At 65.9% G+C, this 21,528-nt stretch carries 26 protein-coding genes and 1 pseudogene; 9 read left to right on the top strand and 18 right to left on the bottom strand.

Annotation, left to right across the window (positions count from 1 at the left end; translation table 11 throughout):
- Positions 1 to 282: 282 nt before the first annotated feature.
- The 7 genes from IT072_RS04440 to IT072_RS04410 form a co-directional block, all read right to left on the bottom strand.
- Positions 283 to 1,890 (bottom strand): hypothetical protein, encoded by a 1,608-nt coding sequence (locus IT072_RS04440; RefSeq protein ID WP_223359698.1) that lies wholly within the window; start codon positions 1,888 to 1,890, stop codon positions 283 to 285.
- Positions 1,887 to 3,611 carry an ATP-binding cassette domain-containing protein gene (locus tag IT072_RS04435; protein WP_223359696.1) on the bottom strand — a complete coding sequence of 575 codons (1,725 nt, stop codon included), beginning with the start codon at positions 3,609 to 3,611 and terminating at the stop codon, positions 1,887 to 1,889. The genes IT072_RS04440 and IT072_RS04435 overlap by 4 nt, the downstream gene beginning before the upstream one ends.
- Entirely contained in the window at positions 3,611 to 5,218 is a 1,608-nt protein-coding gene (locus tag IT072_RS04430; protein WP_223359694.1) for an ATP-binding cassette domain-containing protein, read from the bottom strand. The genes IT072_RS04435 and IT072_RS04430 overlap by 1 nt, the downstream gene beginning before the upstream one ends.
- Before the next feature lie 110 nt (positions 5,219 to 5,328).
- The gene (locus tag IT072_RS04425) at positions 5,329 to 6,450 is read right to left on the bottom strand and encodes a glycosyltransferase family 2 protein (protein ID WP_223359691.1); all 1,122 of its coding nucleotides are present in this window, start codon (positions 6,448 to 6,450) and stop codon (positions 5,329 to 5,331) included.
- Positions 6,447 to 7,007, bottom strand: a complete 561-nt coding sequence (locus IT072_RS04420) for an AAA family ATPase (protein ID WP_223359689.1) — start codon at positions 7,005 to 7,007, stop codon at positions 6,447 to 6,449. Before IT072_RS04420 ends, IT072_RS04425 begins: the two co-directional genes overlap by 4 nt.
- On the bottom strand, positions 7,007 to 7,717 hold the full coding sequence (locus tag IT072_RS04415) for a hypothetical protein (RefSeq protein WP_223359687.1): 711 nt from the start codon (positions 7,715 to 7,717) through the stop codon (positions 7,007 to 7,009). Before IT072_RS04415 ends, IT072_RS04420 begins: the two co-directional genes overlap by 1 nt.
- A 12-nt stretch (positions 7,718 to 7,729) precedes the next feature.
- Positions 7,730 to 8,464, bottom strand: a complete 735-nt coding sequence (locus tag IT072_RS04410; protein ID WP_223359686.1) for a phytanoyl-CoA dioxygenase family protein — start codon at positions 8,462 to 8,464, stop codon at positions 7,730 to 7,732.
- Between the two features lie 815 nt (positions 8,465 to 9,279).
- Here IT072_RS04410 and IT072_RS04405 point away from each other — a divergent pair.
- The 4 genes from IT072_RS04405 (at position 9,280) to IT072_RS04390 (ending at position 11,868) form a co-directional block, all read left to right on the top strand.
- Positions 9,280 to 10,071, top strand: coding sequence for an NAD-dependent epimerase/dehydratase family protein (locus tag IT072_RS04405; RefSeq protein ID WP_223359684.1), 792 nt, complete (start codon positions 9,280 to 9,282; stop codon positions 10,069 to 10,071).
- Positions 10,072 to 10,544: 473 nt separating this feature from the next.
- Positions 10,545 to 10,766, top strand: coding sequence for a hypothetical protein (locus tag IT072_RS04400; protein ID WP_223359682.1), 222 nt, complete (start codon positions 10,545 to 10,547; stop codon positions 10,764 to 10,766).
- Complete coding sequence (gene xrtR / locus IT072_RS04395) at positions 10,756 to 11,397, top strand: exosortase R (RefSeq protein ID WP_223359680.1); 642 nt, start codon at positions 10,756 to 10,758, stop codon at positions 11,395 to 11,397. The genes IT072_RS04400 and xrtR overlap by 11 nt, the downstream gene beginning before the upstream one ends.
- Positions 11,398 to 11,628: 231 nt before the next feature.
- Positions 11,629 to 11,868: a UDP-N-acetyl glucosamine 2-epimerase gene (locus tag IT072_RS04390; RefSeq protein WP_223359679.1), complete on the top strand. Its 240-nt coding sequence runs from the start codon at positions 11,629 to 11,631 to the stop codon at positions 11,866 to 11,868.
- A gap of 22 nt (positions 11,869 to 11,890) precedes the next feature.
- Here the strand turns inward: IT072_RS04390 and IT072_RS04385 are convergent, their stop codons facing one another.
- Entirely contained in the window at positions 11,891 to 12,172 is a 282-nt protein-coding gene (locus tag IT072_RS04385; RefSeq protein WP_223359677.1) for a hypothetical protein, read from the bottom strand.
- Positions 12,169 to 12,381: a hypothetical protein gene (locus tag IT072_RS04380; protein WP_223359676.1), complete on the bottom strand. Its 213-nt coding sequence runs from the start codon at positions 12,379 to 12,381 to the stop codon at positions 12,169 to 12,171. The genes IT072_RS04385 and IT072_RS04380 overlap by 4 nt, the downstream gene beginning before the upstream one ends.
- A 187-nt stretch (positions 12,382 to 12,568) precedes the next feature.
- Between IT072_RS04380 and IT072_RS04375 the strand changes: the two genes are divergently transcribed.
- Together IT072_RS04375 and IT072_RS04370 are read left to right on the top strand one after the other, a co-directional pair.
- On the top strand, positions 12,569 to 13,105 hold the full coding sequence (locus IT072_RS04375; protein ID WP_223359675.1) for a cytochrome C5: 537 nt from the start codon (positions 12,569 to 12,571) through the stop codon (positions 13,103 to 13,105).
- Between the two features lie 32 nt (positions 13,106 to 13,137).
- Positions 13,138 to 14,013 carry an alpha/beta fold hydrolase gene (locus tag IT072_RS04370; RefSeq protein WP_223359674.1) on the top strand — a complete coding sequence of 292 codons (876 nt, stop codon included), beginning with the start codon at positions 13,138 to 13,140 and terminating at the stop codon, positions 14,011 to 14,013.
- Here IT072_RS04370 and IT072_RS04365 read toward each other — a convergent pair.
- The 5 genes and pseudogenes from IT072_RS04365 to IT072_RS04345 all read right to left on the bottom strand — a co-directional run.
- Positions 13,947 to 14,371: pseudogene (locus IT072_RS04365) on the bottom strand (MmyB family transcriptional regulator); the annotation flags it as partial. The gene IT072_RS04370 and the pseudogene IT072_RS04365 sit on opposite strands and share 67 nt — an antisense overlap.
- A 134-nt stretch (positions 14,372 to 14,505) precedes the next feature.
- The gene (locus IT072_RS04360) at positions 14,506 to 14,763 is read right to left on the bottom strand and encodes a type II toxin-antitoxin system RelE family toxin (RefSeq protein WP_223359673.1); all 258 of its coding nucleotides are present in this window, start codon (positions 14,761 to 14,763) and stop codon (positions 14,506 to 14,508) included.
- Complete coding sequence (locus IT072_RS04355; protein ID WP_223359672.1) at positions 14,760 to 15,023, bottom strand: type II toxin-antitoxin system Phd/YefM family antitoxin; 264 nt, start codon at positions 15,021 to 15,023, stop codon at positions 14,760 to 14,762. The genes IT072_RS04360 and IT072_RS04355 overlap by 4 nt, the downstream gene beginning before the upstream one ends.
- Positions 15,024 to 15,409: 386 nt before the next feature.
- Positions 15,410 to 15,709: a hypothetical protein gene (locus tag IT072_RS04350; RefSeq protein ID WP_223359670.1), complete on the bottom strand. Its 300-nt coding sequence runs from the start codon at positions 15,707 to 15,709 to the stop codon at positions 15,410 to 15,412.
- 558 nt (positions 15,710 to 16,267) lie between these two features.
- On the bottom strand, positions 16,268 to 16,756 hold the full coding sequence (locus tag IT072_RS04345; RefSeq protein ID WP_223359668.1) for a hypothetical protein: 489 nt from the start codon (positions 16,754 to 16,756) through the stop codon (positions 16,268 to 16,270).
- Between the two features lie 665 nt (positions 16,757 to 17,421).
- Between IT072_RS04345 and IT072_RS04340 the strand changes: the two genes are divergently transcribed.
- On the top strand, positions 17,422 to 18,870 hold the full coding sequence (locus tag IT072_RS04340) for an LTA synthase family protein (protein WP_223359667.1): 1,449 nt from the start codon (positions 17,422 to 17,424) through the stop codon (positions 18,868 to 18,870).
- 6 nt (positions 18,871 to 18,876) lie between these two features.
- Here IT072_RS04340 and IT072_RS04335 read toward each other — a convergent pair whose 3' ends face one another.
- Both IT072_RS04335 and IT072_RS04330 read right to left on the bottom strand, forming a co-directional pair.
- Positions 18,877 to 19,032 (bottom strand): hypothetical protein, encoded by a 156-nt coding sequence (locus IT072_RS04335; RefSeq protein ID WP_223359665.1) that lies wholly within the window; start codon positions 19,030 to 19,032, stop codon positions 18,877 to 18,879.
- A 24-nt stretch (positions 19,033 to 19,056) separates the two neighbouring features.
- Positions 19,057 to 19,413, bottom strand: coding sequence for a hypothetical protein (locus tag IT072_RS04330; protein WP_223359664.1), 357 nt, complete (start codon positions 19,411 to 19,413; stop codon positions 19,057 to 19,059).
- 183 nt (positions 19,414 to 19,596) lie between these two features.
- Here IT072_RS04330 and IT072_RS04325 point away from each other — a divergent pair, with 183 nt between their 5' ends.
- On the top strand, positions 19,597 to 20,109 hold the full coding sequence (locus IT072_RS04325; protein ID WP_223359662.1) for a DUF2087 domain-containing protein: 513 nt from the start codon (positions 19,597 to 19,599) through the stop codon (positions 20,107 to 20,109).
- Between the two features lie 17 nt (positions 20,110 to 20,126).
- Here the strand turns inward: IT072_RS04325 and IT072_RS04320 are convergent, their stop codons facing one another.
- Both IT072_RS04320 and IT072_RS04315 read right to left on the bottom strand, forming a co-directional pair.
- Positions 20,127 to 20,378: a hypothetical protein gene (locus tag IT072_RS04320; protein ID WP_223359660.1), complete on the bottom strand. Its 252-nt coding sequence runs from the start codon at positions 20,376 to 20,378 to the stop codon at positions 20,127 to 20,129.
- 9 nt (positions 20,379 to 20,387) lie between these two features.
- On the bottom strand, positions 20,388 to 20,726 hold the full coding sequence (locus tag IT072_RS04315; protein ID WP_223359658.1) for a hypothetical protein: 339 nt from the start codon (positions 20,724 to 20,726) through the stop codon (positions 20,388 to 20,390).
- Positions 20,727 to 20,881: 155 nt separating this feature from the next.
- On the opposite strand from IT072_RS04315, the gene IT072_RS04310 reads away from it, so the two are divergent.
- Positions 20,882 to 21,433: a GIY-YIG nuclease family protein gene (locus tag IT072_RS04310; protein ID WP_223359657.1), complete on the top strand. Its 552-nt coding sequence runs from the start codon at positions 20,882 to 20,884 to the stop codon at positions 21,431 to 21,433.
- Positions 21,434 to 21,528: the final 95 nt, after the last annotated feature.

Genomic DNA, 21,528 nt, shown 5'->3' with positions numbered 1-21,528 from the left:
CGTTTCCGGACGGGTTATCACCCACTTGCGAGTGGAGTTTTCATAACCGGCTCAGCAATCTCGTCTAGGCGCTTTCCGGCCACCTCGGAGTGACGTGTCGAACAGGTCGGCGTGTCGCGCGGAACGATTCTCGAACCGTCGAGACCCAAGGGGGGCGTGAGGAACGTATCGGTGAGAACATGGAAGAGGAGCTCGGCGCCTCGGCGGTCGAGTTCCATGTAGGGGGTGGCCACCGATCCGTGGGTCTTCCCATGACCACGCACTCTGGCCCTCACAAGTGTTCTAACGACTTGTTGTGCGGATACCGCCGGCAAGAGCGACGCAAGCCCACCACGCGAACGCAATGCCGCCAACGACGTTCCCGCGACCAAACTCGGCGACGGAAAGTGTCACTGCCGCGACTAGAGCGAATGCCTGCGCAAACAGAATCCTTATCGGCACCCGAGCCGTAACAACAGACGGCCGCCATTCGAGGAGTCGACGCTTCGTTGCCATCCGAACTGTGGCTGTCACCAAAGCTCCGATGTTCTCTGCGGCCCGCAGAAGGGCTTCACTCCACTTCACAGCGGCAGATGCAATTGTGCTCCGGATGCCCCCCGACCGTGGGCGCAGCAGCAAGAGCAATACTTCGGACCTGTAGGAGATCATGGCCACGGCCGCGGCCGCGACCTGAACCGCGAAGGCTGTCGGCGTTGTGACGACAATCACCATAAGAAGAACTGAACTGAGCGGCTCGAACGTCTTGATGATGTCCTTCCACAACCACCACCGGAAGAGGGGTGGAAGCCGCGTCCGTGACCTACTCGTGGAACCAACGGCCCAGGGCAGCAGTTGGATGTCCCCTCGCACCCACCGCTCGTTTCGAACCGCGACCCCCCGCGGACCAGGAGAAGGAGCGTCGAGAATGAGAACTCGCGGGTACCGAGCAGCGCGCAGGTGGTATCCCTCGAGTTTGTCGTGACTCAAGACTGACGCAGACGGGATGGAGTGTCGCAGCGTCTGGACATAAGCGTCAACGTTGAACGCACCCTGCCCGACAAAAGTACCGACTCCATATCGAGCAAAGCGGCCATCCGCCTTTGGTTTCGCCAGCTGGCGCGCATTCTGAGTCATCCCGGGTTGAACGGCCCCAAACCCGGCCTCCACTACGCCATCGACTACGACTGGCTTATTGCTGGGATGCAACAGGAAGTCGGCCATCTCCGCCACAGCGCCCGGGTGCAATCGTGCCCCATCATCGACGGTGACAATCACTGCGGCAGGCTCAATCGTTCCTGATCGCAAGAGGTATTCGCCGTGGCTCCTGCCATCGGCCAATTCGGCGATCAGCTGATCCAGCTTGCCCCGCTTGCGTTCTGGACCGATCCAGCGCCCTTCCCCAACAGACCACTTACGAGCTCGGACTAGAAGCGCGGCGTTCGGATCTTCGGTTCGGCAGTGGCTCTCGAACGCCGCCTCGATCGCGACGAGACGATCGATGTCGGCTTGATCCAACTCGGTGTTCGAATCGACTAGGTCGAAAACGACCACGTGCTGGACCAGCGGGTGCGGGTTGGACTTGATGTTGTCGACGATCGAGGTGAAGAAGTCCGCGGGCGCTGAATCAGGTCGGTCGATCAACGGATAGGCCACGCACGCCCGCAACTCGCTGCGAGGCAGCGGCGCTTCGAGATCGTCCGGCGTCGACGCGAGCAGCTGCCCAAGCCTGACATCGAGTGTGTCGGCAAACCGCATGGCCAACGGGATGCTGACGACCACCGCCACCAGTGCGATTCCAGCCGACTCGAGGAGCGCGAAGGTCACGAAAACCGCGAGCTCGAAGATCGCGGCGAAGATCGCGAACTGCCACAAGACGCGGGCCGGCGCGGGCGAGTGTGAGGGGCGGCTCATTGCTCGAATCCAAACGCCGCTGACTGCGTATCGTACATCTGCCTATATGCACTGTTACCGGCGATGAGCTCTTGATGAGTACCGATCGCTACGACGCGTCCCTGTTCTAGAAGAACAATGCGATCGGCAGCCGGCGCGGATGTCAGCCGATGGGTGACGAGCAGCCGGGTGGCTGGCCTTCCATCCCGCCAGGTGCTCATCGTCGAAATATGCTCGAAGAGCGCCCGTTCCGCGTGAGCGTCCAGAGCCGAGTCCGGTTCGTCAAATACGGCAATTCCTGCGTCATGGTATGTAGCTCGAGCGATCGCCACTCGTTGCCACTGTCCGCCGGAAAGGTCGACACCCCGGCGATACTCACGGCCGAGAAACGTCTCTGCGCCCTTAGGTAGTGCCGACTCGAAACCTTCAGCCCCGGCCGTGGCAATCGCATGTCGATATCGGCCCAGATCCGGGTACCTGCATACCGCGACGTCTTCGATGAGCCTAAACCCCGGTCGGCTGAACGACTGAAAGACGGTGCTGGCGAATCGGTCCGCCGCGCGCGCATGTATCGTCCCGTTCGTCGGGATCAGGAGACCGGAGAGAATGCCGACAAGAGTGCTCTTGCCTGCGCCATTGGCCCCGACGAGCGCAATCATCTCGCCGGATCTCAATGAGAGGTTGATCCCATGTAGCGCGTCGTGATCAGCACCCGGGTACCTGTAGGCGATGTCAGTGAGCTCCACCTGCGAATTGGGTAATGTCAGGCTTCCGGCGACTGCCGTTTCCGCGTCTGCCGTGTTCACTCGTTCTAGCTCAGCGAGTTGCCGGAGTCCCTGAGATACCTGAAATAGGTCGCGGACCAGCGGACCAGCGGACAAAGCCTGTGTAGCAAGCTGGAGTACCAACGACACGACCAAGACGGTGTTACCCAAAGAGGTGCCTCCCGAAGTCGCGAAACTGGCAAGAACGCCGATGCCGATGATGACCACAGGGATCGTCGCAGCGAGTTCTAGAGCACCTGCCGAACGCAACCCTCGAATCTGAGCGCTCGATGAGGACTTCCAAGACACCGTGAAGCGACGATTTAGGAGCGGGCCAAGACCGAACCCGCGCACTTCAAAGGCGTGTTCAGCGCTGAACGCGATGCGCATGAACTCGACCGCCCGGCGCCGCTCGGTGGCTGCGGCGAGCCGGCCCTTCTCGATGAGCCGTGCAGCGATTGCACTTGCGGCAACCGGGAGTGCCGCGCAGACCGGGAACCAAGCCAGTCCGGGTGCTGCGATGACGAGCACCATCGTGCTAGCCAGGATTTGCACCACGAGCGTGCAGCTTTGCAGGAGCCCGTACCAAGCGAACGAGAAGGCCCGGAAACCTGCGCGTGTCACATCAATGCTGTCTTGGAATGACGAGCTTTGTCGTCTCTCGAAACCCACCGGTCCTGTGAGCACGCGAATCAGTCGGGCGTGAAGGCGGTCATGGGCAGCGTCGGCGACGCGCTCATGCATCACCTCCGCAAGCCGGCCAGATCCCATCTCCGCTGCCCATGCCGAAGCAAGCGCAAGGACGGCAAGCGTCACCGGGATCGCGTTTCCAGCTTGAGTTGCCTCGACTAGCCGCTTGAGAGACGTAGCGACGATGACGGGAGCGATCGCTGAAACCAAAAGCAGCGCCGTGCCGACGGCGAATCGAGACGGTCCGGCTTTCCACACCTCTCGTATGAGGGTTCCGATTTCCCTCATCAGCTGCCGCTCGCAAGCGACGAAGTCTGAGCTGCGTACAAGCTGGCGTAGTGGCCGTCCCGCGCAACGAGCTCGTCGTGGGAACCTGACTCGACGACGGTTCCGGCGTCTAACACGACAATTCGGTCGGCGCGGCGAACGGTGGAGAAGCGGTGAGAGATGACGACCGTCGTCACGCTCCCAGTAAGCTCTGCGAATTGGTCCAAGAACTTCACTTCGGATGTGGCGTCGAGGCGGGCCGTCGGCTCATCAAGAACCAGAAGCTTGGTACCGGTCTCTACGGCAAATCGCGCTCGTGCAAGGGCTACTTTTTGCCACTGTCCGCCGGACAGTTCGAACGCGTTAGCAAACCCGTTGCCCAGGTACTTCGCTCCGCTAAGTACGGATGGGTGAAGCGAATCACGCTGCATGGACGCGTCTACCGCCGCATCAAAGGCAGAACCAGGTTCACGCCCCAAAGTGACGTTCGCTTCCAACGTGTCCGGCAACTGTACGAATGACTGTCCAATGAAAGCCGCCTCAAGCGGAGAACCGGCCAGGGCGCCGTCAACCCGAAGCACACCCTGGTCTGGCACCAGCGCACCCGTAAGGATTCCAGCGAGGGTGGACTTTCCTGCACCGTTGACTCCCACGATCGCTGTGGTCTTCCCCCCTTCGATGATCAGGTTGACGTTCTTGAGAGCGGGTTCCTTGCGGCCCGCGTATGTGAACGAAATATCCACCATCTGTATTGTCGGAGCCGCACGTGATCGGTGAGGTTGCGGTCGGTCGGAGTCACCGATCGGAAGCTGCATGAGGGACTGCGCGCCATATTCGATGTACGCATCACACTCCGGGTAGTAGCGGCCCAACCGTCCGATCATGATCACGCCCTGCAGTCCGATCAATACGGCTCGCGTCGGGCCCACAGTCAAAGCCACCGTCGCCAGCGCCAATGCCACGCAGCACAATCCCGCCAGAAGCGCTAAGAGAAGCGGTCTGATCGTGCTTGCACGCTTTAGCTTCCACAGCGCGCGCGAATACTGCTCTGCATGATCGTGATCCTTGGCAGCGAGAAAACCACCCATTCCGAAAACCAGAACATCGGCTGCGTCATTCGGGTTGGCTGCGAATCGTCGAACGTAGTCACGGCGCCTGCGAAGCGCCTCCAACCGTTTCGTGCCTCTCACGAGGGAATGCAGGGAACGTGTGTACGCAACACGAAGGCAAATTGCTGCGCTGGCCGAAAGGATTGCGGCGGCCGGATGCCCGGCGACGAGTACAAGCACGGCGAGCAACAGCCCCTGAAGCATACGGATGGCCAGAGGGAAGAGGGCCGCAACTCCGCGACCGGGTGACTGCCACCCGTTTCGCAATTGCTCAGCGACATCGGCGCCGACCCCGGTCGCGTCGCCGAAAGCAGAGTCAAGCTGCGCTGTGCTGCGCACGTCAATCGCGGCTGCAACAAGCCTGCTGTCGACCCGGCTAGCAGTCAACTCAGTGAGAAGACGTTGGCCATACAGTGCTAGCTGCTGGACGATGAGAAGAGCTCCAACCGCTATGAGCCATGCACTCGCATTAGATCCCCCGCCGGCAAGCTCGGCCATGAAGCTCGAGGTTGCGATCACGGTTCCAACTGGGACTGCTGCTGAGATCAATACGGTCGCGGCGTTCACAGTTAGCAAGGCGGCCCCGGCGCAGGGCAGTTGTGTTGCCAGTAAAACTATCGGGTGCTTCCTCATGATTCTGTGATGATTCTGGCTTTGAGCCGAGCCAGAATCCCTTCAGCAATCGAGAGGATCGCGTCCTGGTGACGGTACAAGGCAGGGCCGGTTACGTGCCTGAATGTGAGCGGGTTGTCCAGTAAAGGATTCAGGCGAACCGCGTTCTCAACATGGAGGTCCGTCCTATCGTCGCACCCCACGTATTCGCTGACCGCGGCCAGGTTGAGGTGAACGCTGGGCGAATTCGGCGCCTGAGCAGCCAACTCAGCCAGCAGGGAACGCGCTCGTTGCACATCCCCGCGCTCAATCGCCCCCTCACAAAGCACCGTGGTGGCTTGCTCTCGAAATCTAGGTCCGAGGGCGAGCGCTCGGGTAGCGAATCCTTCCGCAACGTCGAGGCGATCGGCCCTCGCTAGAAATTGCGCGGTGAAGACCAGGTTGCGCGCGGTGGGCTCCGAATCGACCACCGGTTGCATCACCGCGATCGCTTCGTCGTAGCTCCCGAGCGCCGCGTATTCCGCCGCGAGATACGCGGCAAACGCCCCGGTGTCCTGACCTTTGGCGATTGCCCTCTCCATCGCGATGCGATAAGTGTCGCGTTTGCGGCGGGACGAGCCGTTGATGAGCAGGTCGAGGTGGTGGATGGGAACGTAGTTCTCCACATCTACGCGTCCGAGTCTTTTCACCTCGGCCCACGGTGTGGCATGTACAGAGCCCCCCTCATAGTGAACGCGAGGCGAACGTCGAAATAGCCGAAGGAGGCGCCCGTTTGCCCACCTGCCATCGCCTAAGTAGTCGTGTCGGGGCAGGGCATAGCCGGCCACGTCCGCTGGGGTGGCCGCGAGAATGGCGCGCAGTCTCAAGCCGTCAGCGCTCGTGATTACCTCGTCGGCATCGATCACCAAGATCCAATCGCATGCGGCGGCGCGCAGATACGCTTCGCGGCCCTCGTCGAGCAGAGCGTTGGGGCGATAGATGACCCGCGCTCCCATCGACGTCGCAACGTCGGCCGTGGCATCAGTTGACCCGTTGTCAACCACAACCACCTCGTCGGCGAAATCGACAGTAGTTTGCAGGCTCCTGCCGATGTTGTCTTCCTCATTCCGCGCAAGCATGCACACTGAGAGGCTCGTCATGTGGTTCCCGCGTGAGCTGGCCCTTGCCCGGCGAAGCGGCGAACATCCCGAACGACTGTGCCAATCGAGTGGCGCCCGGCGACGTAGTCGAGGCGTTCGTATGTTCCAGCTGGCCAATCCGGGGCCTCCGGGAGGTGGGTCTGATACTGAATCGCAAGTTCATCGTCGCCGTGGCCGGGATGCCGCGACCCGGTCGTCCTCCGCGCGGAGAAGCGGTCAAGGACCACATCGTCCGGGGCGTCGCACCGGACGAGGACACACGCGGTGTCTTGGGGAACGCGGGCAATGAGATCCGCAATCGTTTCCGAGCGGAAGTTACCCTCAAGGAGGCAGGAAACACCGTTATTTAATGCCGAAAGCGCCTGTCGGATACAAAGCTCGATGCTGAGTCGTCCCAGAGCCTGCGAGAAGGGCCGACCACCCACGCCGAGGATTTCAAAGCCGAGCTCCTTTATTGAATCCTTGCGGTAGGCCACCCCGGGAAGAACCTTCTCTAGAGCGTCGGTGAGTGTCGATTTGCCAGTTGCCACACGACCGAAAACCACAGTGAGATGCATCAGGCGCCTCCCTCGGCGATGACAGGCAGAAGTAGGTCGTTTGCGAGGTTGACATCATCTGCGGAGTTCACGTTCACTGCCGACGCGAACGGGACTGGCACCACCCGCAATCCTTTTGAGACTTCGTCGCTGAGGAACTTTGTGACGCTGTGTTCGGAGCCGACGTTCGCAACTGCTCGATCGTACGCTCGTCGTCCCCAACCGAATATGCCGACTGTCGCAAAGCCTGTCGGCTGGAGGCCCCGCCCTAACGCGCCAACCGTGCCGGACGGATCGATTCGTATCCAGATGTCGCGTCCGCGCGTCTCGTCTCCCACGTACTGGTAGCCGAGGGCCAGATCACATTCGCTGAGGGCAAAGCTGAGTATGAAACTCCGCACGCTGCCGGGAGGGACAGACAGATCGGAATCGATTATCACGGTCTTGGTCAACGGCGCCTGCGCTGCTACCGCGTCGCGAAAGTATCCTGCAGGTTCGGCCCTGTGTACTTCGACCCCGTCGAGGACCGGCTGCAGAATCTCAGGCAGGTCCACTCCCGGGCGAACGTATAGTTTGATCTTGCCGACGACGGGTACGTCTCGGACGTCCGAGAGAAGCCAATCCAAGATCGGCCGCTCCGCGACAGCCGTCAACGTCTTTGCGTACGGTGGCTCGCAGTCCAGTCGTGTTGAGAGGCCGTTGGCCAGGATTACCACATCGATTGCGTCCATTCGCTCGTCGGCCTAGTTGTTGCCGCGATACAGGAATTCACCTGCGATCAGCTTTTGTCTTTCAGTGTCCGGATTTGCATCGAGTTCGTCAGCGCTTCTGAACCCCATGATGACGCTCGTGCGAGGATCCTCGGTCTGGTTTGCTCCGACGGTGTGGAAGAGCAATCCATCGAAAAGAAGGATGTCACCCGCTCGCATGGGAACGGCGAGCGCTTGCGCGGAAAGCCCCGCATACTCGCCATGCTCGTCCATCCATGTGCCTCCGCCGGGTGGGTCGATCTGGGTCACGCCAACAAATGGCAGACGATGCGAGCCAGGAATGACGACAGTTGCGCCGTTCTCGACCGTGGACTCGTCCAAGTAGAGAGCCGCAGTTACAACGCCTCGGGTCGGATAGAGAATGTCCCGGTGCAGCCGGGATTCGACGTTCGTCTGATCCCCGGTGTTCAGTGCGGCCTGATTGTGCCGGTTCTTCACGTAGACCACGTTGGGACCAAGGATATTAATCAGCTCTTCACGAAGCTTGGGAGACTCGAACACCTTCTCGAACAACTCGGGTGCCTCATCGTAAATGCGGTAAAGCTTCCGGACATGTTCCCTACTCGCTTCTGTCCGGGCTTGGTGTACTTCGGCGATACGCGACTTCAAGAGTGCGACCAGCTCAGGCGAGACAGCCTGGCGAATTACGAGATAGCCCATTCGCTCAAACGCCCATTGCTTGTTGCTCTGTTCCGTCGTCAGACTCATCAATGCTCCTTTGCATAATTGGGATGCCTTCGTGTCAATGGTGCCCGATGGTAGCGCATACATTTCGCGCGGCGAGCGCCACCGGCCTTCACCAGGAGACTCAGTGATGGCCTATCTGTGAATAGGCTCATGGATACTTGCCTGTTTTTTCACGCTCGTGGTCAAGCACTTTTTCCCAGCTTGGGATTTGCTGTCAGGTAGACAGCACTGTTCACTGAAATTCGTATCCACGAAAGATCTGGGCTCCTCGACGCATGGCCTCCGCGCGGGTGAACGCAACAGATACGCGATCCCAGTTGCTGAACAGCCGGCCGCAGAACTCGCGGTCTACAGTCAGCGGCATTCGCTCGTTCAGTCCACTACCGCGCCTCCTCACCTGCGCAAACAACCTGAATAAGGCAGCAACGTGGCAGACAAACACGCCTCTGACCGGGTAATTTGCTTCGGTTCGGCGCACCCGGATTACTGTCATCAACACTGACACTTCGACTCAAGAGCCGACAGTCAAGATCCCAGTGATTCATTGATCGCAAATGCCTGAGATTGGCCACGTAGGAGTGAGACCGATCAGACATCGAGCCCTCCGATCAGGCTCCCGCTACGACCCAGGAGACCGGCGGAGATGTCGCTTCTGACCAGTGAAAACGATGCCGAGCGGCGCCCTGCCGCCCTCCCCCGCGGTCGCCGAACCGCCGACCCCGCGGGCCGTGTCCGCGTCGGCGTGTCGGCGTGTCGCTCCGTCCCCCTTCGGCGTGGCGTCCGCGCGGTGTACTGATGGGGGCGACGCGCCGCCGGGCGCGATGAGGGAGGCGGTCATGGCGGTGTTCGCGATCACGGGCGGGCGGGGCCGCATCGGGAGTTCGGTGATCCCGCGCCTGATCGGCCACGGTCACCGCGTGCGGTCGATCGACATCGTCGACGGCCGGGACGGCGCGCCGGGCGAGGAGGTACGTGCGTCCATCGGCGATCGGGATGCGCTGGCCGCGGCGTTCCGGGGCGCTGGCACGGTCGTCCACCTCGCCGGAGCCGCGTCCGAGCGCCCGTGGGACGAGATCCTCTCGACGAACATCGACGGCACCCGCAACGTGCTCCAGGCTGCGTACTCGGCGGGGGTGCCGCGGGTGCTCCTGGCGAGTTCCATCCACGCGCTCGGTTGCGCGCCGGCCTCGACGGCGCGCAGTGCACTGGTGCTGCCGCCCCGACCGGACACCTACTACGGCGTGAGCAAGGCGGCGATGGAGGCGCTCGGCAGCCTCTACGCCGATCAGTTCGGGATGGCCGTGGTGTCGGCGCGCATCTGCACGTTCGCCGAGCGGCCCGAGGACTCGCGGTCGCTCGCCACGTGGCTCTCGCCGGGGGACGCGACGCGGCTGATCGAGGCGGCGGCGGCGATCCGCGAGCCCGGCCACCACATCGTCTGGGGCGTGTCCGCCAACCGGCCAGGCTGGTTCCCCCTCGAAGAGGGAGAGGCGATCGGCTACTTCCCGCAGGACGACGCCGTCGCGGTGGCGGAGCGCGCCGGCGGCCCGGCCGAGCCGCCGAGCCTCGAGGTTCCGCTCGGCGCTCCGTTCGGCGACAGCCGGCATCCGGTGGGGCTGGCCTGGTAGCGCGTACGGAGGGGACCGCCGTGCGCCACCCAGCGCCGGCTGTGCCGCACGGGTTGTCGGGCTGGACGCCGCTGGGCGGAGGGCGCGGCCGGTTAGGGTGCATTCGGCGTCGCATGCAGGGGCAATGACGACGGCGCCAGGAGGGGACAGGCGCCAGGGGGCTGCCCGACCCCGCCAGGGCGTCCGATACGCGCTACGGGCGCCCTGGCACCCACATTCCCCAATGCAGTGCGGGCCTCTACGGAACCTCCGGAGGCGGGTTACTGAGCGTGGCCACGCTCTACCGAATGTCGCGCGATGGTCGTTCACACTGGAATCCGATCCCAACCCGATCAGGATCTCCCACCCGAACCAACATCCGTCGCTTCCGTGCCGTGCGTCCTAGCGCCGGCCGATGCGTGCCTCGCGCAGAGGGATGTCGAGTCGGCGTCTGGAGGGATCTCCACACGTCGGCTCCCCGAAACGAGGTTCCCATGTATCAGTCCGCACCCATCGGCGGCGGTCTCACCGTCGGCGGCGTCCTCGCCGCGACCGGCGGCGGCTCCATCATGACCGTCGTCGGCGTCACCATCGTCTGCCTCTTCCTCCTCCTCGGCGGTCTCCTCCTGCTGCGTGCAGCGGGTCATCGCCGCCAGGACAAGGCCGCTCACGAAATCGGCGCACGTCATGCGATGGGGGGCCGTCATGTCGGCTGAGCTCGCTGAGACCGTCGCGCTTCCCCGCCGCCGTGCCGACCGTGGGCGCCGCGGGTTCCCGCTCGGGCGCATCGCCGCGTGGCTGACCGCCCTCGCCCTCGTGGCCGTCGGCGTGCTCGTCATGTTGAACGAGCGGGTCGTCCGCGAGTTCGAGGCGCACGCGATGGTCTGGATCGCCCACGACCTGCTCGGCTCCGAGGCCGTCCTCGCGTTCCGCGGGGGAAATCCCGCGATCGCGTTCCCCGCCGGCGACGGCTGGGTGCTCGCGGTCATCACCGTCCAGTGCGCGATCGCGCTCTACCTCGGACCGATCGCGATCTTGGCGGGGATGCTCGCTCTGCGGCGCGGAGTCCGGATCCACCGTGTGATCCTCGCAGCGGCGGCCGGCGTGGTCGGCATGATGCTGCTCAGCCTCGTCCGCCTCGGACTGCTCATGTATGCCTGGGGCACCTGGGGTATCGAAGCGTTCCGCTGGGTCCACGGACCGGTCGGGACCATCTTGATGCTCGTCGGGATGGCCGGTGCGCTGGTCCTCATGGCCGTCGTCGCCTTCAAGCGGCCTCCCGGTAGCACCCGCCCCACCCCGCGTGGCCGGCGCGCCGCGACCGCTCCCCGCGCCTCGGACGACTAGCCCGGTCGACGAGCCCGCTCGACCAGCCCGCTCGACCAGCCCGGTGGCCGCGCCCCGCGCGGCCACCACCGCCTCCGCCCCCACCGAACGCTCGCAAGGAGCCGCCCTCTCCGGACCACCCGCCGGAGCACCACAGCACCGCCGACACCACCCGTTAGGGGTTGACCATGGTACCCGTCCTCGCCGTCGCCGCCTCCGTCGTCATCTGCATCTCGTTCGCCTACCTGTGGCGTGATCAAGCGCCCGCTGCTCGTCGTCCGCGCCTCCACGGAGCGGCCCGAGGTGATGGGCTCCTTCGCCGAGCGGGTGCTGCCCGGCACCGAGATCTCCACCATCGTCGATCGCTGGATCGCCGAACGCGACGAGCGTCACAGGGCCTTGGCTGCGCTCCCCAGCCCGTACGGGGACGGGACCGCGTCCGTGCGGATCGCGGGCGAGATCCGTCGCCTCGTGGAGGCACGCGCGGCCTGAGGCGGAGCGTCCTGGCCGGCCCTCAGCCGTCCGCGCGGTCGTCGTCACCCCCGAGGTCGATGAATGTCGCGCGGCGTGGTGCTTCGTCGCCGCCGCGCCGGGTCAGGGCGACCGCGCACGATCCCCCGGCGGCGAGCGCCGCCAGCGACCCGAGGCCGGACACAGCCGCCCTGGCCGCACCCGCGGCACCGACCGTGACCGTATCGTGGAGGAGGGTGTCGAGCAGGACGGCGGCGCACCAGACACCGACACCGATCAGCGCGACGCCCAGAGCGGCGACGGAGCTGCGCTGCACGCGACTCACGGCGAGCCGCTCGCCGGGGCGCCCGCGCGGTGGGCGCGACCGTGCATGGTGTCGGCGAGACGGTCCTCGTTCCGACGCAGGAGCGCCGTCAGGGGAGGATGATCCTTCCGCCGGCCGCACCGGCAGGCCACCCGGATCGGCGCGCCGGAGACCTGACTGACGAACACCTCGGCATGCATGGCGGGCGACTCCTTCGATGTGTCAGGCATCGCGCGCATGCGCGACGATTCCGCGATGCTAGAGAGGTTCCGATCGCCTCCGCGCAGCACGTGCCGAGATCCCCGTAGAGGACGAGCGGTGTTTGGGTAGCGCCGGGCCTTCAGATGCGAGGCCGGGGACGTCCCAGCCGCACTACGGGCACGGTCCCGCACCCCGGCGCCCGGTATCGTGGCGGCCATGAGCACCGCATCCCTCGACGATCTGAAGAATGAGCTCGCCGGTCGCGGGCTCCTGACCGCACCGCAGATCGAGGACACCTTCGTGTACGGGCCGGGACGGTTCTCCGCCACCGGCGCGGACGTGATGGTCAACGTCGACCCGGAGGTCGAGGAGCGCGGCCCGTTCGAGGTCGATGCCTTCGCGGACGCCGTCCGGCGCCTTCTGAACCTCACCGTCGCCGACTGGGGCGGGATCGTCGATGCGATAGCCGGCGAGCTCGAAGCGGCGGTCGGGTCCGAGCCGGTCGAGGAGCAGACCGACCTGCGCGACGACCTCGCCCTCACCTCGATCGTCGTCTTCGCGGACGCGACGCTGCTGTCGTTCGACCCGCCCCGCCAGTTCCCCGACAGCGTCATCCGCGCGCAGCTCGACCCCGACCTCGCGGTCGAGGACGTCGAGGTCGACGAGCGCGACGACGACGGCACCGAGACGCTGACCTTCAGCAGCCTGGACGCCCTGCTCGACCATCTGTCGGCGGAGCGGCCGGAGAGCTGAACACAGCGGGCGGCTCGCGGTATCGTCGTCCCGTGCCCGACCTCCCGCCCGACTCCGGCCCCGAGCCCCTCGCCGACGACCCACGCGTCGTCACCTTCTCCCACGGGGGCGCCACCCTCGTCGCCGAAGAGGCGGGAGCGGGCCGGCCGGTGTTCCTGCTCGTCCACGGCATCGGGATGGGCCGCAAGGTCTTCGACGGTCTCGTGGAGCTCCTCGCCCGGCACGGCCGCGTCGTCGCGATCGACCAGCCCGGGTACGGGTCCGCGCCCGAACCCGCGCGGACTCTCACGATGGAGCGCACGGCCGACCTCGTCGCCGCGTTCGTCCGTGCCTCCGGGCTTGGCCCCGTCGTGCTCATCGGGCATTCGATGGGGACGCAGGTCGCCACCGAGGTCGCGGTGCGTCATCCCACGCTGGTCGAGCAGCTGGTGCTCGTCGCGCCCACCGTGGACCGGCGGGCCAGGCGGCTCGCCCCGCAGCTGGTCCGGATGGCGCGCGACCTGGCGGTCGAGAACCCGATTGTGCTGTACAAGGGCGCGCGCGAGTACCTGCGCGCCGGGCCGAACCTGCGCGGCAAGCTGCGCGCGATGCTGAGCCACCGCCCCGAGCTCGCCTACCCGCGGATCGCTGCACCGACGCTCGTCCTGCGCGGAGCCGACGATCAGGTGTGCCCGCCCGAGTGGTGCCGGTCCGTGGTGGCCAGCATCCCGGGCGCCCAGTACTCCGAGGTCCCGGGACACCGGCACGAGACAATGATCCGCGACCCGCGCGAGGCTGCCGAGCGCATCCTGCGCTTCGTCGGCCAGTTCGCCGCGGGATCCTCGACCGGCACCGCCGCGGCGTCGGCCGCCCAGGAGGCCAGCAGCCGAAGCCGCTCGGCGGACGGGGACCCTGGCTCGGCCGTGTAGACCATGAGCACCAGGCCGGCTCGGCGGTGACCGAGAGCTCCTCGTCGGCGAGGACGACCTCCCCCGCGACGGGATGGTGGAACCGTTTGGTGCCCGCCCCGTGCCTCCGCACGTCGTGGGCTGCCCACAGCCTCAGGAACGTCGCACTGCGGGTCGACAGCTCACCGACCAGCGCCTGCAGGCCGCGGTCGTGGGCGTCGCGGCCCGCCTCCGCGCGCATGATGGCGACGCACCTCTTGGCGAACAGGCCCCAGTCCGGTGAGAACTCGCGGGAGGCCGGGTCCAGGAACTGGAACCGGGCCAGGTCGGGCGTGCGCCCTCCATCGCCGATCAGGGGCGAGGAGAAGGCGCGGCCGAGGCGCTCGTCGCCGCTCTCCTGACCGCCGGCAGCATCGAGCAGCTCCGCTTCCACCTCGCCTTCTACGCCGGCTGGCCGAAAGCGATGTCGGCGATGGCGATGGCACGGGAGGTGTTCGGGAGGAGTAGGGGCGCCTACCGGTCGTACACCTCGCGACGGTGCCCGGCATGGACGACGACGACCGTCAGACGTCCGTCCTCGATCCGATACAGCACGCGGTAGTCGCCCGTGCGGACGCGCCACTCCGGTCGACCGGTGAGTTTTTTGGCCGCCGGCGGCCGGGGCTCGTCTGCGAGGAGTTCGATCACCGCGCCGACGCGGACTCTGCCCTCGGGAGGGAGCTTGCGGATGGCACGTCCGGCCGCGGGAAGGATCTCGATCGCGTAGGTCACAGCGGCAGGCCGAGGTCGCGCTTCACCGCCTCCCACGGGATCGGCGTCTCGCCGAGTTCGCGGGTCTCCTCCCAGGCGGCGTCGACCGCGCGAATGTCGGCGAGCTCCTCCGCATCCTCCAGCAACCGGGCGAGCTGATCGGCGTCGACGACGGCCGCGACCCGTCGATGGCGGCGCGTCAGGTAGACCGGCTCGTCTCGCGCCTCGTCGATGATCGAGGCCAGGCGGCCGCGGGCGTCCGTGATCGCGATCTGGGTCATGTGAACATGATACGGCGGAATGTACATAATCGCTCAAACAGTCGCGAGCCGCTGACACTAGGTGCCACCCCTACACCCGGCGGCCCCCGCCGCAGTCCCCCACCGGATGACGCCCAATGCACGGCCGCCTCCACGGGTCCGCACGGAATGCTCATCGAGGCTGGGAGCCTCCGGAGTTCACCGGAGTGCGGCGTCAGGTGCCGCAGGGGCCGTGCGGGATCGGGATCCCGCGCCTCGGCCGGATGAGTGCATTCCCCCGGTACTTGTCCGGCCGGCCCCGGTCGGCAGCTGGGATGAGGGAGCCGCCCGCCTTGACGCTATCCGCGCCATCAGCCACGGAGTGCGCATCACTCGCTCGCGAGTACAATCGCCGCGCCGCTCTCCGGTCAGTTCTCGTTGGCGAGGAGAGCCCACGCGACGATCCACCCCAGCAGCGCAACACCGACCATCGAGAGCCACACTGGCGGCGGAGAGTCCGGGACGAGGACCGCGAGAATCCATCCGGCGACGAACGCGGCGACCGCGAACGCTGCGACATGCACCGCTGCGTGGATCTTCGTCACGCTCTTCTGCGGAACGAACGCCTGGAGCCACGATCCGATCGACCTGCGGGAGACGATGATGAGGATCGCACCGGCCACGGGACACGCTATGCCCGCCACGGCCGGCAGTGGGTGTGTGTTCATCGATGCTCGCTATCGCTCGGGTTCGCGGAGGGGACCGTCGACGTCAGGCCTCCGATGGGCCCGGCCGGTCGAGGTCCGTCACCTCGGCAGATGCGACGACACGGGGGCCTTCCATGATCAATAGTCGCGACCCCAATCGGAGCTTCTCGTGGACCAGAGCCCGGGAGAGGAAGAAGGCGGCGGCTTCAGACGCATCCTCCCGCAACTCCAGCCGGACACTGTGGTGCTCCACGTCGCCAACGAAAACGCAGGTCGGAGCGTAGGTACCGTCTGGCGGATGACCAACCGCGCGGCCCCCTTCTGCAGCGCTCAACCAGACGATCCTGAGCGTGGCGTCGGATCTCATCGCAGAACCTTTCGTGAGAGCGGATATGACCGCCCATGCCTCCGCATGCTAGTGGCACAGGCGTGAAGACGGGCACCGGCACGCGACACCGGATGCCAGAGGGATATCGGGTGGAATCCAGCCCGACAGCGCCGGCGACGATCGACCGCGCTGGCGAACGCGCCAGCCGCCGCCGAAGGTTGTGAGAAGCACAGCCATGCTGCGTCCGGGCCTCAGTTCATCCCCGACGGCGCGTCCACTTTCTGGCTCGGATCGATGATCTCGATGTCGTACCCAGCCCACGCAAACGCGGCCGTCAGCACCTCGAGAACACGTGATCTGCTGATCGGTCCCGTCGCCGGGATCGACGACGAATAGATGTGGATACGGAGGCCCGGGCCCGCGAGCATCTCCGAGCTCACGGGTATCTCCTGGCCGTCGATGCGTACGCGCAGCCCGGCCCTGCCGAGTATCTCCACGGACTCTCCCGCGTGAGATTCAATGGTGCGTGGGCCCGAGTACCGGAACCCTTCACCCACTGCTTTCCTCCAACTGCGCCGGCAGACATCGCAACCGATTTGTCCCGCCAGCGGAATGTAGGCGTGCTTCGGTGTGCCCTGCAGCGTCGAGACGATCGTTTCGATGCGACCGTCTCGAAGCCTAACCACGGGATTCAATTCCAGCGTGTCGTGACCACGAACCCGCACCACGTTCGGGCCCAACCACCCGATGATCGAATCCGAAGGATCGGTAGTTAGTAACCCCACTCGCCGCTTTCCCCAGCCCGTCGCGACGGAGATCCGGTCAGTGAGGACTTTGGACAGTCCGTCAACTGATGAAGAGCCCACCACTAGCTGGTCCAGTACAGGATCCAATTCCCGGTCGCGGGACTCGATTCTTGCTACACACGTTCGACATCCCATTCAGGTGTTCGCGCTACGACCCAGACTTTGGTGTGCTGCACCCGAGACATAAGGGCACGCGTAACGGCGGCAACGTCGCATCGCTTGAAGTCCTCGTCGTCCAAAAGAACGATGAGCTCTGAAGGGTCTAGATCAGCGCGTGGAGTCCAGGAGTTAGATATTCCAAACGTCCTCAAGGTGTCTCTTACAACAGTTCTCACCGTTTCTAACATATCAATTTACCTCACGGTCCGGAGTAAGGAGTTGTCCTGATTATCGCTAGCTGCGGCGGAGCGCGGGCGCATGCGTCCGGTTCACCACGGAGACGGTGCCGGGGGTAAGGCGTTCCAGCTCGAGGAGGGCGTCGACATCGGCGAGCGTGCGGATCGTGGAAGCACCCGTGCGCCTCTCCTGAATCCCGGACCCGGACTACGGAGGAGGGGCGCCCACCACTGAGGCGCCCCTCCTCCGTAGTGGAATTGGGGGTGATCACGGTGGATCAGATGGTCCTCAACCTCGCCGGAGGGGCCGATGGAGTCACCACCGGGGACACCTCCCTGGTGGACAGCTTCATCGTCGACGGACTCCTGACGCCCGTGCTGGTGGTCGCGGCGTCCGCCGGTGTCTACGCGGGACTCATCGCGCTCACACGCCGCGCCGCGAAGCGGCAGCCGAAGCGATCCTCCACGCCCTCGACGACGAAGTCCGCCACGGGCTGGCGTGCGCTCGCACTCTCCCTCTCGATCTTCCTCGTCGTCGGCACCGCGCCTGCTCTGGCGAACCAGGTGTCCTTGACGCAGACGATCGCCGCCCAGGCGTCGACGGACTCGCTCAGCGACGTGTACCGCGACCCGGCGGATGTCACGGCGCCGGAGACGAAGCGGAACCTCGTCACGATCTACCTCGAGTCGATGGAACCCACGTTCGCCGACGCGACGCTGTTCGGCCGCAACCTCCTCGCTCCCCTCGACTCCGTCACCGGCGACGGGTGGACGCAGATCGACTCCCTCGCCCAAGGGGACGGACTCGGCTGGACGATGGCCGGGATCGTCGCGACACAGTGCGGCATCCCGATCAAGAGTGCGTCCGGCGGCGCCTCCGCGGAGGCGGCGGACGAAGGAGGCACCGGAGCGAACGGCGAGGAGGTCTTCAACGAGATCGGCGCCAACGCCGAGCACTACATCCCCGGAATCACCTGCCTCGGAGATGTGCTCGCGGACGCGGGATACACGAACCATTTCATGGGAGGCGCCGACGGCACCTTCGCGAACAAGAAACTGTTCATGATGGACCACGGGTACACGGACTTCATGGACAAGAGCACGTGGAAAGCCGCGGGCGAGACCAGGATGAACACCTGGGGCCTCGAGGACGAGCGGCTGTTCGCCCACGCAGCGGACAAGGTGGACGAGCTCCGCGCGACGGGCGTCCCCTTCAACCTCACGATGCTGAGCGTCGACTCCCACAGGCCGGGCCTCCCCGGAAGCACCTGCACCGATGCAGGCAGCGATCTCGAGCGGGCCATCTCCTGCTCGATGACGTACGTCTCCGGGTTCGTCCGTCACCTGGAGAAAATCGGCGCCCTGAACGACACGGTCGTCGTCCTCATGGGCGATCACAAGTACATGATGCCCGACGACCAGCTGTTCGACGGCAAGTCCGCCGCCGGCGTCACGCGGACGGTCTTCAACCGATTCTGGTCGCCCGAGGGCGCGACCGTCCATGAGCCGTCCACGGACCAGTACGCCATGCTCCCGTCGATGCTCGAGCTGCTGGGCTTCGAGGTACCCGAGGGCCGCGCAGGCATCGGGGTGTCGGCCGTGGGAGACCATCCCCGCGCGGGGACGCTCTACGCCCTCGATCCGGCGGCGCGGAACCGCCTCGTGCTGGCGCCGTCCCGGGATCTCTACGCGCGGTTCTGGGACAGCCCGTGAGGCGCGTCAGGCCTTGGTGTTGCGTCGCAGGAAGCCGACGATCGCGGTGATCACGAAGAACACCAGGCCCAGGATGGCGAGCCAGAGCAGCCCCTTCACGGCGAAGCCGAGGATGGCGAGCACAGCCCAGATGACGAGCAGGACGATGATGAGTGCGAGCATGGCTCTTCCTTCTTTCTACGGGGGTCAGATCATCGACGCGGCGGCGGCCACACCGATCACGAGCGCGGGGAGGGCGACGGCCACGGCGGTCGCCGAGGCGATCGGCAGCATGCGGCGGGAGAGTCCGGCCGGCTCGTCCGCCGCGAACCAGCGCGTGTAGACGGCGAGCTGCGCCGCCTCGCGCGTGGGGAAGACGCCGAGATCCAGGCCGGTCGCGCCGGTGGCGACGAAGCCATCATGGTTGCGGTCGACCATGCCCAGGTAGTCGCTCGGGGTCTCGGCGACCCACAACCCGTCGACAGGGCTGCGCCAGGTGACGCGCTCCGCCTCGCGCAGGGCGTCCGCAGAATCCGTGTCGTCCTGCTCGATGATGTCGGTCATCGGAACCCCCTCGTGCTCGTCTGAACGTCGTTCGTTCACTTCTCTCGATCATCGGGACAGACGGGTGCCGAGGCAACTTTCCGCCCAGGGGTTGATCGGTGACCTCCGTGATGCTAATCACGCCGAGCTCGTCGCGCGGGGAGACCGGATCCCGACACCGCCTCCGACGACTAGTGTGGTCGGATGACGTCCGTAGAGCGATCCGACTGGCGCCCGATCGTCGCCGCCCTCGCCAACGCGGACGCTCGTCGACTGTTCGCCGAGATCGAGGTGGGCCGTACCCTCGACGAGGTCGGCAGCGGCCTCTCCCCGTCTCGTCGCCGCCGCGCCCTCGACGGGCTGGCGCGCGCCGGGATGATCGCGATCGACGGCTCGTCGGCGGGTGTCGCCGCAGAGCGGTTCGCGGACATACTGCGTGACGCGCCGGCCCGACCGGTGCGCACCGGCGTCGACCGCTTCCTCGACGCTCAGGGACGGATCGATCGCTACCCCTCAGGCGCGGCGGACCGCCAGGCGTTGCTGGAGCATGTGGCCGAGACGGTGCTCGCGCCCGACGAGACGGTGGACGAAGCGGAGTTCAGCGTCCGCCTCCTCCGCTTCAGCGACGACACGGCGGGCCTGCGACGCCGCCTCGTCGATGCCGCCCTCGTCGGACGAACCCCGTCGGGATCGTCGTATTCCCGAAACAGCATGTAGCGGAGGCCCGGCGCCCATCAGTCGTGCGGGGTGAGCTTCTCCCTCATCGTCCGGCTGCTCTCGTCCCAGAGCGCCGCGTCCGCCCGCACCACGACGAGCGTGTCCTCGATGAGCCCGGTCCGGATCCGCACACCGCGGCGCCTGGCCGATCGACGGACGAGGGCCCGCACCTCGCCGACCTCGTCGCCGGGCTGGACGCGGTGCGCCGCCTGCCCGGCGGCCTCCGCCTCGGCGAACAGGCGCGCGGCGAGATCACGAGTCGACGACACCGCGTCACCTCACAGCAGATCGAGGTCGTCGAAATAGGAGCCGCCGCTCGTGCGCCCCACGCGCTTCGAGCCGTCGAGTTCCGCGAGCCTCTCGCGGAGGTCCCCGAGAAGACGGCTGGCGTCGATCGCCACGTCGTCGTCTCCGTCGCACGGAGTCGCGAGGACGTCGTTGCCGAGTCCGACGACCATCTCGGCGACCGTCTCCCCGTCACCGGCCTCGGCCCGGATCGGGACCGAGATCGCTTCGGCGACGTTCCGTTTCGCCAACAGGGCCGAAATCCGCACGACGAGCGTTCCCGCCTCGTCAGACGTGCACACGGTCCGGCCTGCGTAAGCGATCTCTTTCATGCGACGACCATCGCCCATCGTCCCGTCGGAGGGAAGGGGGTTGCGTTGCTGGGGGCACTGGTGCGCGGGCGGGATCCGTCCGACGTCGCCGGCGCTGTTCTCGCGCGCCGCTCCGTCGCGCTCGACGTGTCGGCGGACCGGGGTAGCCTCCCCGCGTGACCTCGACGGCTCCCGCTCTCTGCGCCCTCTGCCCCGCCGCAGCGCATCCCGGCGCGCCCGTGCGGCTCTGCCTGCCGCACCTGCTCGAGGCGCACGACTGGGCCGAGGGCGAGTTCGGCGTGACCGATCTGCTCCCGTCACCGTGCGCGTTCTGCGGGTCCCGGCTGGGCGTGCGCTATCCCTCCGGATGGCTCTGTGCCGTGTGCGAGTGGCGCGCGAACGAGCTGCCGCCCGAGGGAGCCGCCGCCTCACGCGTCGATGTCGTCTACTACCTGCGTTACCGCGACCGCATCAAGATCGGCACGACCGCGAACCCCGCACAGCGGTTCGCGGCGCTCCCGCACGACGAGGTCCTCGCCTTCGAGCGGGGCGACCGGAAGCGCGAGCAGCAGCGGCACACGGAGTTCGCCCACCTGCGCATCCCGGGCACCGAATGGTTCGAGACCGACCTGCGCCTGCTGCGGCATGTCGCCGGGCTGCGGGCGTCGGCGGGAGACCCGTGGGACCTCCTCGCGCGGTGGCGCAGCGAGCGAGCGGCCCGCGCCTAATACCGCATCGCCGGTCGGCGGCAAAGGATCGGTACGGCTGCTACGTCGGTCATGACGGATCGTGCGCAGGTGCCGATAACGATGGACGTGGACAC

It is taken from the genome of Leifsonia sp. ZF2019 (assembly GCF_019924635.1).
Taxonomy (GTDB): Bacteria; Actinomycetota; Actinomycetes; order Actinomycetales; family Microbacteriaceae; genus Leifsonia.
This window is presented reverse-complemented; position numbering and strand designations above follow the sequence as displayed.

Bases quoted from the DNA above. Each gene is read 5' to 3' on its own strand.
- IT072_RS04440 (WP_223359698.1), bottom strand. From the start codon at position 1,890: ATGAGCCGCCCCTCACACTCGCCCGCGCCGGCCCGCGTCTTGTGGCAG.
- IT072_RS04435 (WP_223359696.1), bottom strand. From the start codon at position 3,611: ATGAGGGAAATCGGAACCCTCATACGAGAGGTGTGGAAAGCCGGACCG.
- IT072_RS04425 (WP_223359691.1), bottom strand. From the start codon at position 6,450: ATGACGAGCCTCTCAGTGTGCATGCTTGCGCGGAATGAGGAAGACAAC.
- IT072_RS04420 (WP_223359689.1), bottom strand. From the start codon at position 7,007: ATGCATCTCACTGTGGTTTTCGGTCGTGTGGCAACTGGCAAATCGACA.
- IT072_RS04415 (WP_223359687.1), bottom strand. From the start codon at position 7,717: ATGGACGCAATCGATGTGGTAATCCTGGCCAACGGCCTCTCAACACGA.
- IT072_RS04410 (WP_223359686.1), bottom strand. From the start codon at position 8,464: ATGAGTCTGACGACGGAACAGAGCAACAAGCAATGGGCGTTTGAGCGA.
- IT072_RS04405 (WP_223359684.1), top strand. From the start codon at position 9,280: ATGGCGGTGTTCGCGATCACGGGCGGGCGGGGCCGCATCGGGAGTTCG.
- IT072_RS04400 (WP_223359682.1), top strand. From the start codon at position 10,545: ATGTATCAGTCCGCACCCATCGGCGGCGGTCTCACCGTCGGCGGCGTC.
- xrtR (WP_223359680.1), top strand. From the start codon at position 10,756: ATGTCGGCTGAGCTCGCTGAGACCGTCGCGCTTCCCCGCCGCCGTGCC.
- IT072_RS04380 (WP_223359676.1), bottom strand. From the start codon at position 12,381: ATGCCTGACACATCGAAGGAGTCGCCCGCCATGCATGCCGAGGTGTTC.
- IT072_RS04375 (WP_223359675.1), top strand. From the start codon at position 12,569: ATGAGCACCGCATCCCTCGACGATCTGAAGAATGAGCTCGCCGGTCGC.
- IT072_RS04355 (WP_223359672.1), bottom strand. From the start codon at position 15,023: ATGACCCAGATCGCGATCACGGACGCCCGCGGCCGCCTGGCCTCGATC.
- IT072_RS04350 (WP_223359670.1), bottom strand. From the start codon at position 15,709: ATGAACACACACCCACTGCCGGCCGTGGCGGGCATAGCGTGTCCCGTG.
- IT072_RS04335 (WP_223359665.1), bottom strand. From the start codon at position 19,032: ATGCTCGCACTCATCATCGTCCTGCTCGTCATCTGGGCTGTGCTCGCC.
- IT072_RS04330 (WP_223359664.1), bottom strand. From the start codon at position 19,413: ATGACCGACATCATCGAGCAGGACGACACGGATTCTGCGGACGCCCTG.
- IT072_RS04325 (WP_223359662.1), top strand. From the start codon at position 19,597: ATGACGTCCGTAGAGCGATCCGACTGGCGCCCGATCGTCGCCGCCCTC.
- IT072_RS04315 (WP_223359658.1), bottom strand. From the start codon at position 20,726: ATGAAAGAGATCGCTTACGCAGGCCGGACCGTGTGCACGTCTGACGAG.